This window comes from Acidobacteriota bacterium (assembly GCA_003225175.1).
GTDB lineage: Bacteria > Acidobacteriota > Terriglobia > Terriglobales > Acidobacteriaceae > Gp1-AA112.
The window spans coordinates 143,508-157,609 of the sequence record QIBA01000036.1 but is presented as its reverse complement, the minus strand read 5'-3'; the positions used below and the strand labels follow the sequence as shown (position 1 = coordinate 157,609).

Here is a 14,102-nt window from a genome sequence, read left to right as displayed (position 1 = left end):
CATGGAAGCCGGGCATTCCTGCCCGGCTTTTCTTTTTGGCGCGGCACATAGTGGAGACGCAGCATGCTGGCTCTATACCCATGCTGGTTGTGCGTGCGTGTAAGCTAGCGGCGTTCGCCATTGCGTCGGTGTAAGCTTTAATGGCAGGCAAATTTTCAAATCAGTCATGTCCAATCCCAGCATTCCCGAATCCCAATTCAATTCCGATGCGAACGAATCCTTCGATGGATTGCTCTCGCAATACGAGCGAAGCCACCAGCGCAAACGTGAATCCGGCAACCAGGTGGAAGGCACAGTCGTCGCTGTTTCACCAGAATCCGTATTCTTCGACATAGGCTTCAAGACCGAAGGCATCCTGTCTCTGACTGATCTTCAGAAGACCGGCAAGGCCGTAAAACCCGGCGACAAACTCCACGTCACCGTCAAAGCACGCGATCCAGAAGGCTACTACCAACTCTCGCTGTTCAAAGTGATTCAGCCAACTGACTGGGCCTCACTCGAAAAGGCCTTCCTCGAGAAGGCCACCATTTCGGGAACGGTTACTGGTCTCATAAAAGGCGGTTTGAGCGTCGATATCGGAGTGCGCGCTTTCATGCCGGCTTCGCGCAGCGGAGTTCGCGATGCAGCTGAGATGGAGAAGCTGGTCGAGCAGGAAATTCGCTGCAAGATCATCAAGCTCGATGTTGCCGAAGAGGATGTTGTCGTCGACCGTCGTGCAGTCGCCGAAGACGAGGAGCGCATCGTCCGAGAGCGGCGTTACTCCGAAATGCACGAAGGTGACATCGTGCACGGAGAGGTACGTAGCCTCGCCGATTACGGGGCCTTCATCGATCTCGACGGAGTCGATGGTCTGCTGCACGTAGGGGAAATCTCCTGGAGCCGCATGAACAAGCCCGCTGATGTGTTGTCAGTTGGCCAGCAAGTCGAAGCCAAGATCATAAAAATCGATCCTGGGCCGCGGCGCATTTCGCTCAGCATAAAGCAACTCCAGCCGCATCCATGGGAGTCTGTACCCGGCAAATACAAAGTTGGCGAGCGCGTGCGAGGCGTCGTTACGCGTGTGATGGACTTCGGAGCATTCGTGGAACTCGAGCCCGGCGTGGAAGGATTGATTCACATCTCTGAGATGTCGTGGGGAAAGAAGGTCAGGAAGGCAAGCGATGTAGTGAAGCCGGGCGATAGCGTTGAGGCGGTAATCCTCGGCCTCAACCCGGCAGAACGACGAATCTCGCTCGGTCTAAAACAAGCTCTCGGAGACCCCTGGGAAGAGGCTGCGCAGAAGTTCATTCCGGGAACGGCTGTTGAGGGGCCAGTCACCAGCATCATGAACTTTGGAGCATTCGTCCAGGTTGCAGAGGGCCTCGAAGGAATGATTCACGTCAGCGAGATCAGCGCCGAGAAGCGTATCAATCATCCGCGCGACATCCTGAAGGTCGGGCAAGTTGTGAAGGCGCAGGTGCTCGCTCTCGACAAGGAGAAACGCCAGCTTCGCCTGAGCATGAAGCAACTCGTGCCAAGCAGCCTGGATGAGTACATCGCGGAGCACAAGGAGGGAGACGCTGTTACGGGCCGCGTAATTGAAGCGTCGGGCAAAGAAGCGCGGGTGGAGTTGGGGGAAGGCGTTCTCGCGACTTGCGCAGCCCCTTCAATCACAGGGCAAATACAGGAAACGCAGGCAGTAACCGGCGCTAACCTGTCGGCGCTCACCTCCATGTTGAGCGCGCGTTGGAAAGGAGTAGGGACAAGCGGGACCAGGAGCCAACAATCAGAGGCTCTCGCTGCAGGTCAAATCCGCAGCTTCCGGATAACAAAGATAGATTCAGATGCGAAGCAGATTGCGGTAGAACTCGCGTAGCGAATTCATGGCCACAAGCAAAGCTCAAATCCGGGTCGAGCGCATCCTAAGCTTTGACGAGGCGCGTGAGTGCGTATCTGGTCAGGCAGAGTCGCTGTATCAATTGCCGCGCCAAAGCGAACAGGTGCCGATCCTCAATTCGTTGGGCCGCACGCTGGCAGAGGAGATAATAGCCGACCGGGATTTCCCGCCTTTTCCCCGCGCGACTCGCGACGGATATGCCGTACTAGCGGAAGATACCCGATCAATTCCCGCCGAGCTAAGAATCGTCGGACAGATTCGCGCGGGTGGCGAACTACCTACTAATTTCGCGTGCCTTCAGCGCGGTCAAGCCGTTTCCATCATGACCGGCGCTCCTGTTCCTCGTGGAGCCGATGCTGTAATCATGGTGGAGCACGCGCAAAGCAATCGGGACGCGGTTCGGCTGCTGAAATCGGTCACAAGCGGAGAGAACATTGTGCCGCGTGGCTCCGAAGCTCGTGCAGGAAGTGTCTTGCTGAGCCCGGGAACTCGCATTGCGCATCCCGAGATCGCACTGGCGGCAGCGGCGGGTAGATCGAAGTTCAGCGTTTACTCTCGTCCTCATGTCGCGATCCTCAGTACTGGCGACGAGGTTGTTCCTATCGAATCCGCACCAGCCGATAACCAGATTCGTAACTCCAACAGCTTTTCTCTCGCAGCGCAAGTGATTGCCGCGGGTGGAGAGCCGGTTCAGCTTCCCATAGCCCCGGATGAGCCTACACGACTGCGCGAGCTGATTTCGCAGGGACTCGAAAGCGACTTGTTGCTACTCAGCGGCGGCGTATCATCCGGTGAGTACGACGTCGTAGAGGACGTGCTCTCGGATTTTTCTGCCGAGTTTCTGTTCACTGGCGTGCAGATCCAGCCAGGGAAGCCGCTTGTATTTGGACGGGCTCGTTGTCGTCATCCGTCGGAGCACTGGACGTACTTCTTCGGATTGCCTGGGAATCCCATCTCGACAATGGTCACTTTTGAACTGTTCGCAAGTATTCTGGTGCGAGCACTCTCAGGCGATACAGCGCACGACCCGTTGAGAGGAACAAAAGCGCGCTTGGGAAAAGAGCTCCGCACGAAAACGGGTCTCACGCGGTTCCTGCCTGCAAAGGTTTCGGGAAACTGGGATGATGCCACCGTAGAGCCTGTAAAGTGGCAGGGATCGGGCGATCTTGCAGCCTTCGCGCGAGCCGATTGTTTGCTCGTCATTCCTCCGGATAGTGAGCATTTCGCGCCAGGAGAGTGGATGACAGTATTACCTCTTCATAACTGATGCCCCGCACGCTGTCCCACTACGATCGCCGCGGACGTGCGAGAATGGTCGACGTCTCCGAAAAACTGCCCACGAAGCGTGAAGCTGAAGCTTCCGCGTTGGTAACGATGTCGAAAAATGTGATCGCCTCACTGCCTGCGAATCCTAAGGGCGATCCGCTCGAAGTCGCACGGTTTGCTGGTATTGCCGCAGCGAAGCGCACTTCGGACCTGATACCAATGTGTCACCAGCTTCCACTTACGTTCATTGATGTGACCACTCGCATATGCGAGAATGGCGTCGCTATTGCCTCGAAAGTAACTACCACCGCAAAGACGGGAGTCGAGATGGAGGCGCTGGTAGCAGCCAGCGTTGCCGCCCTGACGGTCTACGATATGTGCAAGGCGCTGGACAAAGGCATCGTGATAGAGCACATTCGGCTGGAAAAGAAGTCCGGAGGCAAGAGCGGCACGTTCACTCGAAAGCAGAGAAACTCTGATTCGCGACGGCCGGAGAGCGGATAGCAGCCAACTATGGCAGCCAACATTCGTGTCCTGCTGGTAGACGATAATCCGATGATCCTGGCGCTGCTGCGACGGGCAATCTCGACCTTCGCTACCGTGCAGACATTCCGAAATGCGGCGGAGGCTCTGATGCACGTTGTGGAATCGCCTCCCGATCTGCTCATTTCCGACTATTCCATGCCAGAGTTGAATGGCAAACAGCTGATCGAAAAAATTCATGGTCGAAGGCAGACATCGAAGCTTCCGGCGATCTTGATTGCGACAAAGAATGAGATCACTGAACAGCTTCGTTCTATGCACGATCAAGTCGAAGATCTAATTGAAAAGCCATTCTTCACAAAGGAGATCACCCGACGTATCAAGCGCGTCGTGGACAAGATCTCTCTCGAGAAGATGGCTCGGGAAGCTCCGGGGGAATCAGTAGTACGCGGCAATCTACAGCAGATGAACACGATGGATCTCTTTCAATCACTGGAGCTTGGACACAAGACCTGCCGACTTACACTCACCAACGCGAGCCAGCGCTGTGATCTCTATTTCAACGATGGGCAGATCAATCATGCGCGTTATGGTGGGTTGCAGGGTGACGAAGCTGTTTTCAAGGTACTCACTTGGACCGAAGGTCTCTTCGAAATTGATTTCAGCGCCAGCAGTTCGGAGCAGACCACCACACGCTCAACTCAGGCACTCCTGATGGAAGGGTTGCGCCTGCTAGACGAGGCCAGCCGCGATGCTGAAGAGAACGTGCTCGACGCGTGAAGCTCACTGCCGCCGTTCTCACCATCAGCGACTCTTCATTCCGCGGGGAACGCGAAGATCTTTCCGGACCCCGTCTCCAACAATGCCTGAAGGATGCTGGGTTTGAAATCTCGATAACGAAAACCCTGCCCGACGAAGCGCAGCAAATCGCAGCAGCACTGCGCATTGCGGCAAGTCAGGCCCGATTCGTACTCACTACAGGAGGCACAGGAGTTTCCCCACGGGACGTGACTCCGGAAGCCACTCGTAAAGTTTGTGATCGTCTACTCGACGGCGTGGGAGAACTAATGCGCGCAGAGGGGCTGAAGCAGACTCCATTCGCAGTGCTCTCGCGCGGAGTCTGTGGAACTATCGGCGTATCACTAGTGCTGAACCTCCCTGGAAATCCAGCGGGAGCAGAGCAGTCTCTGAAAGTGGTACTACCAGTGATACCTCACGCCCTCGATCTGCTGGCAGGAAAGACAGCACACTAAGTGCGAGTACCATCGCACCGCTAACTAAGCCGAGCTTTCAAGTTACAATGAGATTTCCTCCCATTTGAAAACCATCAAACACCTCCTTGCCCGTTACACGCATTTCGTGTGGTCAATCCTTGAGCCACTTGGGCCCTGGGGCATTCTCGCAGTTGCCTTCATGGACTCGGCGGCTATAGGGATCCCGCTGGATCCTGTCGTTGCCGGGTATGTTTATGCTCACCCTCCAAGCATTTGGCTGTACGTCTTCATGGCCGCAATTGGGTCGGTATTGGGAAGCTTGATCCCGTACGGGATTGGCCGCGCTGGAGGCGAACTGCTGCTCTTAAAACACGTCGATCGACAGCGGTTCGAGCGCTTACGAGATCGGTTCGAGAATCAGGAGTTCTTCGCCATGATGGTGCCGGCGATGCTGCCACCTCCCACTCCATTCAAGCTGTTTTTGCTGGCAGCCGGCGTTTTCGAAATGCGACCGCTCTTGTTCATGTCCGCCATTTTCAGCGGGCGAGTAGTTCGCTTTCTCATCCTTGGTTTCTTGGTAGTAAGGTTCGGGCCGGGAATCGTGAGCCTCATGACTGCAATTATGGCGCGGCATTTGATCTGGGTGATCTTGGGCTTCGTATTCCTGATCTGCTTGTTTGTGTATGAGTTTAAGTTCCGACGACCACGAGCAGCGCAGCGCGAAGGCCCGACACAGGCTCTCTAAATCTGCATCGTCACAATCAGTGATTCACCTCCGCTGCTCGCGTCTGCTGCTCCGCTTTTCGATTCGGACAAATACAACTGAATCCATCGCCGACGTTTTCTAACTATTCTTGACTCACCAATATACGTTTGTTCACGTCCGCGCGGCATCCGCGCTTACACAGAACCGAGAGGAGTTACTGAATGAAGGTCTCTGAGGTCATGACGACGGAAGTGGAAACCGTTCAGATGAACAGCACGTTGGAAGAAGCAGCCTCCATCATGAAGGTTGAAAACGTCGGGGCGATACCCGTGGTGGATGAAGACGATGACCTGGTCGGCATCATCACAGATCGGGACATCGTAGTGCGCTGTGTAGCCGAGGGCAAGGATCCCTCCGATACGAGCGTCGAGGAGGTGCTCAGTCACGAGCTGGAAACCATCGAGCCGGATGTGGATGTGGAGGAGGCAGCACGGCTAATGGCCGATAAGCAGATCCGTCGCCTGCCGGTGTGCGAAGACGGAGAGCTCGTCGGCATGATTTCAATCGGAGACCTGGCGGTAAAAGCCTCCCAGCCGGAAACTTCAGGCGCAGCTCTGCGTGAGATTTCTCAAGGGGTTAAGGGTGAGGCAATTTCGCAGCCTATGAGACGGGAAGCAGCAGATCGACTATCCGCTTCTGCGCACGAGGGCGGCTCACGTGCTCCACATGCTGCAACAGCAAACTTCAACGATGACGAAGACATGGATCTGGAGTTTTCCGAGGAGAAAGACCTGGCAATGTCGCAGACGCGTGAGCGCCATAACAACCGTCACCATCAAGCGTCGCAGGAGAAGAAGGGAGCAACTGCCGGGAAGAGTAAATTGCGTCCAATTTCTGAAGGGCGTCCCAAGCAGGATTTGGGCGTGCTTGGACAGAAGAAGCAGGGCCAGGGAATCTCGAATCAGCAAGCTCGCGATGAACTGAAACGCAACAATCGCGTAGTGGCGATTCGCGACGACGCCCAGACCGGCCGAAAGAGGCGCACTCGCAAGCTTGCATGAGAGCTATGAACGACTATAAGAAATACGGTGAATACACCGCCGCGCAATGTTCCATGGTGGAGGGCGCCAGAAACGCGATCGTGTATCTCGTGATCGGCGCAGGCATAGGAGCTTTGCTTTCCTTGTTTCTCGCTCCTAAATCGGGCCCAGAGTTGCGAAAGGCTATCCGCGATAAATTTGACGACGCGGTTCAGGGCTTAGGCGAGCAGACTGCCCGGCTCCGACGCCGTACAGGTCAGATTGGGCGACAAGCACGCGAAAAGATAAGCCCGATTCGAAATATGCGATAGTCCCCAAACTTAAGGGATGATCCTCTAGCGAAGCTCATCCCTCACGTTCTTTTTGCAGCCTGAGAGGGTACCAAGAGCAATCAGCAGAGCCTCGACTATGGTTACTCGTAACGAAGCGCCTCAACTGTGTCGAGTTGGGCAGCTCTGGTTGCGGGAACAGTTCCGAAGATGATGCCGACGCCCGAGGCTACGAGAATGGCGATTATCGCCGAAAGCCCCGAAACGGGAATGCGGTATTCGGTGAAGAATCGGACGGAAAATGGGACGGATAGTCCGATCACCGTCCCAAGCATGCCGCCGGTAAGCGAAATGAATACGGCTTCGGTCAGGAACTGCAGCCGGATCTCCTGACGCGTAGCGCCAACCGCCTTGCGAATTCCGATCTCTCGTATTCTCGAGCGCACGTTTGCGAGCATGATGTTCATGATGCCGACGCCACTAACCACAAGGGTGACCGTGGCAATCAGCAGCAGAACTACAGTCAGGGCATTGGCAGTTTGCGCCGCAACTGCCAGCAACTGAGTGAGATTCTCGACGTGATACACGGACTGGGCGCGATGCCTTGATTGGAGAACTTTGTGAATCTCCTCCGTGGCCTTAGGGACCTCGGTGGCATCACCCATTGAGAAGAAGATCTGCTTCACAGCGGCAGTGCCTGTGAAATATTTGGCCACAGTATAGGGAATCAGAATTGTGTCTTCCGCAATTTCCGATTGCCCGAAGGTCTCTACTCGCTCCTTAAAAGTGCCGATAATCGTGAACGGAAGATTGCTGATCTTGATAACCTGGCCCACCGCCGCGTCTTCGTTGCCATACAGCCGCCGTGCGAGCTGAACTGTGATCGCCGCTACTTTGGTGCGCGTCATCGATTCTTCTTCGTCGAAGAAGCGGCCGGAAGGGATCAACAGATTGCGCACGATCTCGTACTCGGAGGACACTCCAAGTACCAGCAGATCCCGCTGCTTGCCCTCCCCCACCGAAATGCGATCGTGCAGCTCCACCATTGGCGAGGCGGCTACGATATCTGGCACTTCCTGGCGAACCACCCGAACGTCATCTTCTGTAAGTTCGTCCTTCTGTACGGTGCTAAACGAGGAGTTGCTGCCACCCTCGTAGTAGGCGTAGATCATGTTGGCGCCAATCGCCTGAATTTGATTGAGGATGTATTGCTTTCCTGTAAGGCCAATAGTAACAACAAGGATGAGTGAAGCCGTCCCAATGACCATACCGAGCGCCGTTAGCGCAAATCGCACCTTGCTGGAGCGGAAGGAATCGACAGCGAGCTTAGCGATCTCGCTGAAGAGCATAGTCTTGGTGGCACTCTCCAAGGTCTGCTCGAAGGAGCGGATACGTTCTAGAGCGCTGTGGTGAGCGTGCTCGAGGGCGTTTTGCTCTTCGAGTTTCAGTTCTTCGGGGGACATTTCGCGGATACTGAGGAACCCGGCTGACACTACTCCAGCCATCCTAAACCCGGTGAACGCGACAAGTTTCTCCTGGGTTCGATGATTCCGTTGCTAAGGAGGGTTCGGGGAAGACAAACGCCGGAAAAAAAAACAACGAGGAAAAGGGGAAGATTCCGAATTGAAGCTCGAAGCTGTCGAATTCTGTCCAGAAATTGTAAATTCGGCTAAGGCAGGCAACAAACAAGGACCTTCCTGGATTTCCGCCTATCATTCAGAGAATAGAGCGCTTAGGTGGCATTTTCAACGCAGACAAAGAATTAGCAGGGAACCCACAGAGATCTTGCTCGCTTCTTGGCAGAGACAAAAGAACTGAAATTCAACTTTGGGTCGGCTGGAATGTGAAGCTTCGGAGCCGAAAGCCTTTTCGTCCTGCTTACCTCAGCCAAATTCCCCAGGTCACATCGATGCTCGTATGGGTAATCGCCGAAGCCATGAGGCGACGCCTTGCCATCCATGCTCTCCCATAGAAAATTCCAGCGACGGCTGCCAACAAGACATATCGCCAGTTAAATGCGCCGCTAGCGGTCCCGAGACGCTTATTAAAATGCGAGAGCCCAAAGAGTATCGAGGCGATAACGAGCGAGGCGTGCCTACCGCAGGAGCGTTCGAGAAGGTTCTGTACCAGCCCCCGAAAGAACAGCTCTTCCGGAATGGCGATAAAGAGGAACGTGAACGCCCACGCAGCAACTGGAAGCCAGAGACGCGGCATTGTCCAGTGCCAATGCAGGAAATGGAGAGATAATCCAAGGGCAATTGCGATCGGAGCGAGGAAAACAAACTCGCGCACTCCGATTACCACGTCGCTGAGGTTCGCTCTCAGATCGTAGCCAATACCTTCAAGTTGCCGTATCACGAGATACCCGTAGAGAGCCAGGTCGACCAGCACCAGCTTCGACAGTCCGCTAATGCCGGCATACGGCCATGCCGATTCAAACACCCGCAGGTCCACTGACAGTCCAAGCGTCACCAGGACAATAACGTCCTGCCACCCACCGCGTGCAGTTCCGTGCTGGCGGCGTGCCCACTCTAACAGCGCAGCTCCTGCCAGACAGATCAATAGGAATCCAAGTTGAATTCTCCAACGAAACTCGCGCGCGGGTAGTGCAAAGACTGCGTACGGCATGGCAAAGAAAGCCGCGAGAGAGACGCGCGAAAATGCAGAACTGAGAAGCACTCGTAGACGGTCCGCGATTCCAAAGCCAAAGAACCAGATTGGCATTACGAGCAGAGCAAAGCTGATATATGCGGAGAGAAGGTGCCCCTGGACGCGAGCCGCGAGTCCGCTGAGCATGACTAGTTTCCAGCCAATAGCGATAAGGACGACAAATATCGCGATTGCAAGGCGAAGCGACTTGTGAGTTGTGCTTGCGGAGACGCTCATCCCAAGCCATGAAGCAACGTGCTTCGGGTCGGCCTCGGCCGGTATTCGGTTTCCGCAGTGCGAGATATGATTCTTGTAACCATTGCGCGGTAAACCTCGGGGTCATGCAGTTGTAAGCAGAAATCCGGCTGAGGGCGGCCGATACCACCTTGCCTAATGGTGCTAATCGCATTGCCGGTGCTTTTCACATCAATGCCAATCTCGCTGCGCCAATTAGTCCCGCATCGCTTCCGAGCAATGCCCTCGTGATCATCGTGTGCTTGCGCGCAGGCAGCGTCTCATTTGGCACCGTGGCGACATAAACGTACGATCGTTTGCGCAGCTCCTCGAACATTGCCGGCGCAAACGCCTCCCATCCGCTGGCGAGTCCTCCGCCGAGTACATACATCGGTAGATTCAGTGTGTTGATCATGTCAGCTAAGACAAGACCAAGCACGCGTCCGACAATGTCGAATATCTGCTTGGCGGAGGCATCGCCTTGCAATGCGTATTGAAAGACAACCTTGGAGCTGAACTCGGGATTCTCGCTCATAGCACGCGCGAGCTCTGGAGCCTTCCCACTCGCGATCGCCTCGATCGCCATTCGCTTGACAGCCGTTGCCGAGGCGTACTGCTCAACACATCCGCGGTTCCCGCAACCGCATGGCACGCCATCCGGAAAGACTGTGATGTGGCCGCACTCGCCGGCCATGCCCGTCATGCCGTGCCAGACCTTGCCATCAAGCACGATGCCTGCACCAACGCCCGTGCCAAGCGTGAACATGCACATTGACTCGGCGTCACGGCCTGCCCCCATCCATTTTTCGCCCAGAGCCGCCGCGTTGGCGTCATTTTCGAGAATCACCTGACTATCAAGGCGCCGCTGAATCTCCTCGCGGACAGGATAGTTTTTCCAGTCGGGTAAGTTAGGCGACTGCAGCACCGTGCCGCTCTGCATATCGATGATTCCCGGCACGCCGATTCCCGTGCCAGCGAATTGCCCTCGACCGTCGAACTTCCTGCGGAGCGCGCGGATCGAGTCGCAAATATCGGCAACCACCAAATCACGACCACGTTTTACCTCCGTGCTGGTAGTGATTAGTTCGAGCTGCTTGCCACTCTCGTCGACAGCAGCAATGCGCATGTTTGTGCCGCCGAGGTCGACACCTATGGAGAAGCGATTCGGTTCAGGCATTTTCGTCTGGAACTGGATGCGAGCAAGACTTGAATTGTAATCTGTGGGGCATCTGGGGATCGGATGATTGGGTTATCGGGTGAAGTGAAAAACCGAAGTAAAGTCTGTCGCGCCAGCCTTGCCAGCCGAGTTTGCAGGAGCCATGATCGCACGGACCGGTTCCTACTTCACCCGATCACCCGATCCAATTACCTCTGGCATTTCGGGCAATAGTGCGTTCCACGTCCTCCCAGCACAAAGCGTTTGATCGGTGTCTTGCAGACAAGACATGGTTGGCCTGTCCGCAGATACACGCGATGTTGAAGCTGGAAAAAGCCCTCGCGTCCTTCCGCATCTACATAGTCTGAAACCGACGATCCGCCAAGCTTGATCGCCTCTTTCAGCACCTCTTTGATCGCAGAATGCAGGGCGTCGAGTTCCGCTCGAGTAAGCCTTGCAGCTTGCCGCTTTGGTCGAATTCCCGAGCGGAAGAGCGATTCATCGGCGTAAATGTTTCCAATACCGTGCAGTAGTTTCTGATTTAGCAGGGCAGCCTTGATCGGGGTCCTTCGTCGACGGAAGAGCTTGGCAAAATCATCGCAGCTGATCGTGAGGGGCTCGGTGCCAGGACCGGCAAAGCTCTCTTTCATGGCTACGCTCAATCGCCCAAACCGCCGTGGATCGACGAAGCGCAACTCGCGTCCTGAGGCGAGGGAAGCGATCGCATGAGTGTGTTTGGGCGTCGCTTCTTCTGGAGAACAGACGAGCATGCGTCCGGTCATTCCCAAGTGAACGATCCATTGACGCAAGGCCGTACCATTCTGGCCAATCCGAGCTTCCAGGTCGAAGACGATGTGCTTGCCAACTCGTCGCACCTGGACAATGCGCGTTCCTGTGAGCGCAGCGGAAATCTCCCGCGCAGAAGACTTAAGTGGCTCCCGATGTCTTCCTAACCAGACGGACTCAATTGCATCGCCTCGGACACGTTTATTCAAGCTCTGGGCGATCGTTTCGACTTCGGGAAGTTCCGGCACGAAATCAGTGTACTGCTTGCGAGTATCGTCATTACGTCGCGGTCAAATTCTATAATTGGCTTCCGCTGGTCAAAGGAAAGTTATGAAAGCCCTTCTCTCGTTCGCTCTCCTGGCACTCCTCAGCGCCCCGGGACGGTCAGTTGAACAACAACTCTCTACCTGAATTAAACGTTATTAGACACATATCTCTTTCCCCAAGCTATAGCTGTCGGTCGGAACAAGATTTTCAAAAGGGTTATGGATCCACAGCTCTTTACCTTTCGGCGTATTCGAGCCAAAGAAATTCTCCCGACTTGTTGTTCAATGGGGCCTGCAACTCTGAGGATTATTTTCAACGTTCGACAGCAGGTGACGACGTGAGCCTCATAGCCGATTTAGGAATAGTTTCACTCGAGGATGTCACTGCTTCTCGTGCCTTTAATTTGGAGCGCATTCGCTCGTTCGATTGCTACTCCAGATTTGTCGACGAGGCTAAAGTGCAGGCTCAGCACACTTATGCCTTGCTGATCAACAAAAGCGATGTGCGAGGGCTACTTGTGTTCTCAGTCGTCGATTATCAGCCTAACAAGCAGGTGAACCTAAGCTACGCAGTGAAGGAGTATCAGTTGCTGAATGTGAGGGCCCAGTCCAAAGGCTTCGATTCGTCCGCGGGAAACACGTCTTTGCTTTCCCACGCATTCACCTGGTAGCTCTAGAACCGCCCGATCCGATCTGTAGAGTATAATTAGGAGTACACACACCCATCGCGCCTCACGGCCGCGTCTCACATTCCAATTGACCCCGCTCCCAAGGCAGGAGCAGGTGTGTGTTCAGAAGCATCTTCGGGAGTTCTTCGTTGAAACGAGGCAATACAGCGGTTGTTGTGGGCGCCCAGTGGGGCGATGAGGGCAAGGGCAAGATCGTCGACGTGCTCTCGGAGAACTTTAATGTCGTCGCCCGGTATGCTGGCGGACACAATGCGGGTCACACCGTCATTATCGGCGGTAAGAAATTCGTGCTCCAACTCATTCCGTGCGGCGTGCTGCGTGAAGGTTGCCGCAGCGTGATCGGCAATGGCGTGGTTCTCGATCCGATTGCCTTTCTCAAGGAAGTCGACAGTCTGAAGGTATCGGGCCTCGATGTCGCCGGCCGTCTCTTCGTCTCGAATCGCGCGCACGTGATTCTTCCTTATCACCGCATGATCGAACTCGCTGCCGAGAACGCTCCGGGGCGCGTCAAGATCGGCACCACCTCCCGCGGCATCGGTCCTGCGTACGAGGACAAGATGAAGCGCGGCGGGTTGCGCCTGATTGATCTGCTCGACTCCAAGCTCCTGAGAATTCATATTGACAATGCCTGCCGAGAGAAGAACACGATCGCACATGCGCTGTTCAACACCGAACCACTTGATCCAGACAAGATCTACGATGAATATTCGCGGGCTGCCGAGCGCGTGGCTCCGTTTGTTACCGACACTGCGCTATTGCTCAATGATGCGATTGCGGCGGGCGAATCGGTGATGTTCGAGGGCGCGCAGGGTACTATGCTCGATATCGACCACGGGACTTATCCCTTCGTTACCTCGTCGAGTGCCACATCGGGAGGGGCGGTTACTGGCACTGGGGTCGCACCGAACGCGATCCGCTCCGTAGTTGGAGTGACAAAGGCCTATTGCACACGCGTGGGAGAAGGTCCGTTCCCGACTGAAATCAAAGACTCGATGGGCGATACCTTGCGCGCGCGCGGCAATGAGTATGGAGCGGTGACGGGGCGTCCGCGACGTTGTGGCTGGGTGGATCTGCCGCTACTGCGCTATGCCACGTCAATCAACGGCATCGACTGGATGGTGGTAACGAAATTGGACGTGCTCGATACGCTTGACGAGATTCCCGTCTGCGTTGGGTACAAACTTGGCGGTAAAGTCTCAGATAAGCGTATTCCTGCCTCGGCAGGAAGCTTCGAAAAGGTTGAGTGCATTTATGAAACCATGCCAGGTTGGAGGAACTCGACAGTGGGCACAAAGGAGTTCGCCAAACTGCCCCAGAAGGCGCAGGACTACATGAAGTATCTGGAGGAGAAAACCGGCGCGCGTGTGGGCATGATCTCCACTGGGCCAGACCGCGATCAGACGATCTTACTGGACGAATTCGCCGCCACACTCCGTGCGCAGGAGATGTCCGCGAAGCGGGCGTGAGC

The 14,102-nt window shown here is 55.3% G+C and carries 14 protein-coding genes; 10 read left to right on the top strand and 4 right to left on the bottom strand.

From position 1 onward, the window contains the following. Positions 1-166 precede the first annotated feature (166 nt). The 8 genes from DMG62_07225 (at position 167) to DMG62_07190 (ending at position 6,896) form a co-directional block, all read left to right on the top strand. A complete protein-coding gene (locus DMG62_07225) occupies positions 167-1,855 on the top strand; it encodes a 30S ribosomal protein S1 (GenBank protein PYY23760.1) in 1,689 nt (562 codons plus the stop codon). 7 nt (positions 1,856-1,862) lie between these two features. Next, a complete protein-coding gene (locus DMG62_07220) occupies positions 1,863-3,143 on the top strand; it encodes a molybdopterin molybdenumtransferase MoeA (GenBank protein PYY23759.1) in 1,281 nt (426 codons plus the stop codon). Beyond that, positions 3,143-3,646, top strand: a complete 504-nt coding sequence (gene moaC, locus DMG62_07215) for a cyclic pyranopterin monophosphate synthase MoaC (protein ID PYY23758.1) — start codon at positions 3,143-3,145, stop codon at positions 3,644-3,646. Before DMG62_07220 ends, moaC begins: the two co-directional genes overlap by 1 nt. Positions 3,647-3,655: 9 nt before the next feature. After that, entirely contained in the window at positions 3,656-4,405 is a 750-nt protein-coding gene (locus DMG62_07210; GenBank protein PYY23757.1) for a hypothetical protein, read from the top strand. Continuing rightward, a complete protein-coding gene (locus DMG62_07205; GenBank protein PYY23756.1) occupies positions 4,402-4,878 on the top strand; it encodes a molybdenum cofactor biosynthesis protein in 477 nt (158 codons plus the stop codon). The genes DMG62_07210 and DMG62_07205 overlap by 4 nt, the downstream gene beginning before the upstream one ends. A gap of 160 nt (positions 4,879-5,038) precedes the next feature. Then, positions 5,039-5,584, top strand: a complete 546-nt coding sequence (locus tag DMG62_07200; GenBank protein ID PYY23782.1) for a TVP38/TMEM64 family protein — start codon at positions 5,039-5,041, stop codon at positions 5,582-5,584. A gap of 182 nt (positions 5,585-5,766) precedes the next feature. Continuing rightward, complete coding sequence (locus DMG62_07195; protein PYY23755.1) at positions 5,767-6,606, top strand: hypothetical protein; 840 nt, start codon at positions 5,767-5,769, stop codon at positions 6,604-6,606. After that, the gene (locus tag DMG62_07190) at positions 6,603-6,896 is read left to right on the top strand and encodes a hypothetical protein (protein PYY23754.1); all 294 of its coding nucleotides are present in this window, start codon (positions 6,603-6,605) and stop codon (positions 6,894-6,896) included. Before DMG62_07195 ends, DMG62_07190 begins: the two co-directional genes overlap by 4 nt. 101 nt (positions 6,897-6,997) lie before the next feature. Here DMG62_07190 and DMG62_07185 read toward each other — a convergent pair whose 3' ends face one another. The 4 genes from DMG62_07185 to DMG62_07170 all read right to left on the bottom strand — a co-directional run bounded on the left by DMG62_07185 (position 6,998) and on the right by DMG62_07170 (position 11,927). Further along, complete coding sequence (locus DMG62_07185; GenBank protein ID PYY23781.1) at positions 6,998-8,203, bottom strand: ABC transporter permease; 1,206 nt, start codon at positions 8,201-8,203, stop codon at positions 6,998-7,000. Positions 8,204-8,732: 529 nt separating this feature from the next. After that, positions 8,733-9,650 (bottom strand): CPBP family intramembrane metalloprotease domain-containing protein, encoded by a 918-nt coding sequence (locus tag DMG62_07180; protein PYY23780.1) that lies wholly within the window; start codon positions 9,648-9,650, stop codon positions 8,733-8,735. Positions 9,651-9,924: 274 nt separating this feature from the next. Further along, positions 9,925-10,914: an ROK family protein gene (locus DMG62_07175; protein ID PYY23753.1), complete on the bottom strand. Its 990-nt coding sequence runs from the start codon at positions 10,912-10,914 to the stop codon at positions 9,925-9,927. Between the two features lie 188 nt (positions 10,915-11,102). Next, complete coding sequence (locus DMG62_07170; protein ID PYY23752.1) at positions 11,103-11,927, bottom strand: bifunctional DNA-formamidopyrimidine glycosylase/DNA-(apurinic or apyrimidinic site) lyase; 825 nt, start codon at positions 11,925-11,927, stop codon at positions 11,103-11,105. Positions 11,928-12,223: 296 nt separating this feature from the next. Between DMG62_07170 and DMG62_07165 the strand changes: the two genes are divergently transcribed. Both DMG62_07165 and DMG62_07160 read left to right on the top strand, forming a co-directional pair. Continuing rightward, positions 12,224-12,616 carry a hypothetical protein gene (locus DMG62_07165; protein PYY23751.1) on the top strand — a complete coding sequence of 131 codons (393 nt, stop codon included), beginning with the start codon at positions 12,224-12,226 and terminating at the stop codon, positions 12,614-12,616. A 146-nt stretch (positions 12,617-12,762) separates the two neighbouring features. Then, on the top strand, positions 12,763-14,100 hold the full coding sequence (locus DMG62_07160; GenBank protein ID PYY23779.1) for an adenylosuccinate synthase: 1,338 nt from the start codon (positions 12,763-12,765) through the stop codon (positions 14,098-14,100). Positions 14,101-14,102: the final 2 nt, after the last annotated feature.

Bases quoted from the DNA above. Each gene is read 5' to 3' on its own strand.
- DMG62_07225 (PYY23760.1), top strand. From the start codon at position 167: ATGTCCAATCCCAGCATTCCCGAATCCCAATTCAATTCCGATGCGAAC.
- DMG62_07220 (PYY23759.1), top strand. From the start codon at position 1,863: ATGGCCACAAGCAAAGCTCAAATCCGGGTCGAGCGCATCCTAAGCTTT.
- moaC (PYY23758.1), top strand. From the start codon at position 3,143: ATGCCCCGCACGCTGTCCCACTACGATCGCCGCGGACGTGCGAGAATG.
- DMG62_07210 (PYY23757.1), top strand. From the start codon at position 3,656: ATGGCAGCCAACATTCGTGTCCTGCTGGTAGACGATAATCCGATGATC.
- DMG62_07200 (PYY23782.1), top strand. From the start codon at position 5,039: ATGGACTCGGCGGCTATAGGGATCCCGCTGGATCCTGTCGTTGCCGGG.
- DMG62_07195 (PYY23755.1), top strand. From the start codon at position 5,767: ATGAAGGTCTCTGAGGTCATGACGACGGAAGTGGAAACCGTTCAGATG.
- DMG62_07190 (PYY23754.1), top strand. From the start codon at position 6,603: ATGAGAGCTATGAACGACTATAAGAAATACGGTGAATACACCGCCGCG.
- DMG62_07185 (PYY23781.1), bottom strand. From the start codon at position 8,203: ATGCTCTTCAGCGAGATCGCTAAGCTCGCTGTCGATTCCTTCCGCTCC.
- DMG62_07180 (PYY23780.1), bottom strand. From the start codon at position 9,650: ATGCTCAGCGGACTCGCGGCTCGCGTCCAGGGGCACCTTCTCTCCGCA.
- DMG62_07175 (PYY23753.1), bottom strand. From the start codon at position 10,914: ATGCCTGAACCGAATCGCTTCTCCATAGGTGTCGACCTCGGCGGCACA.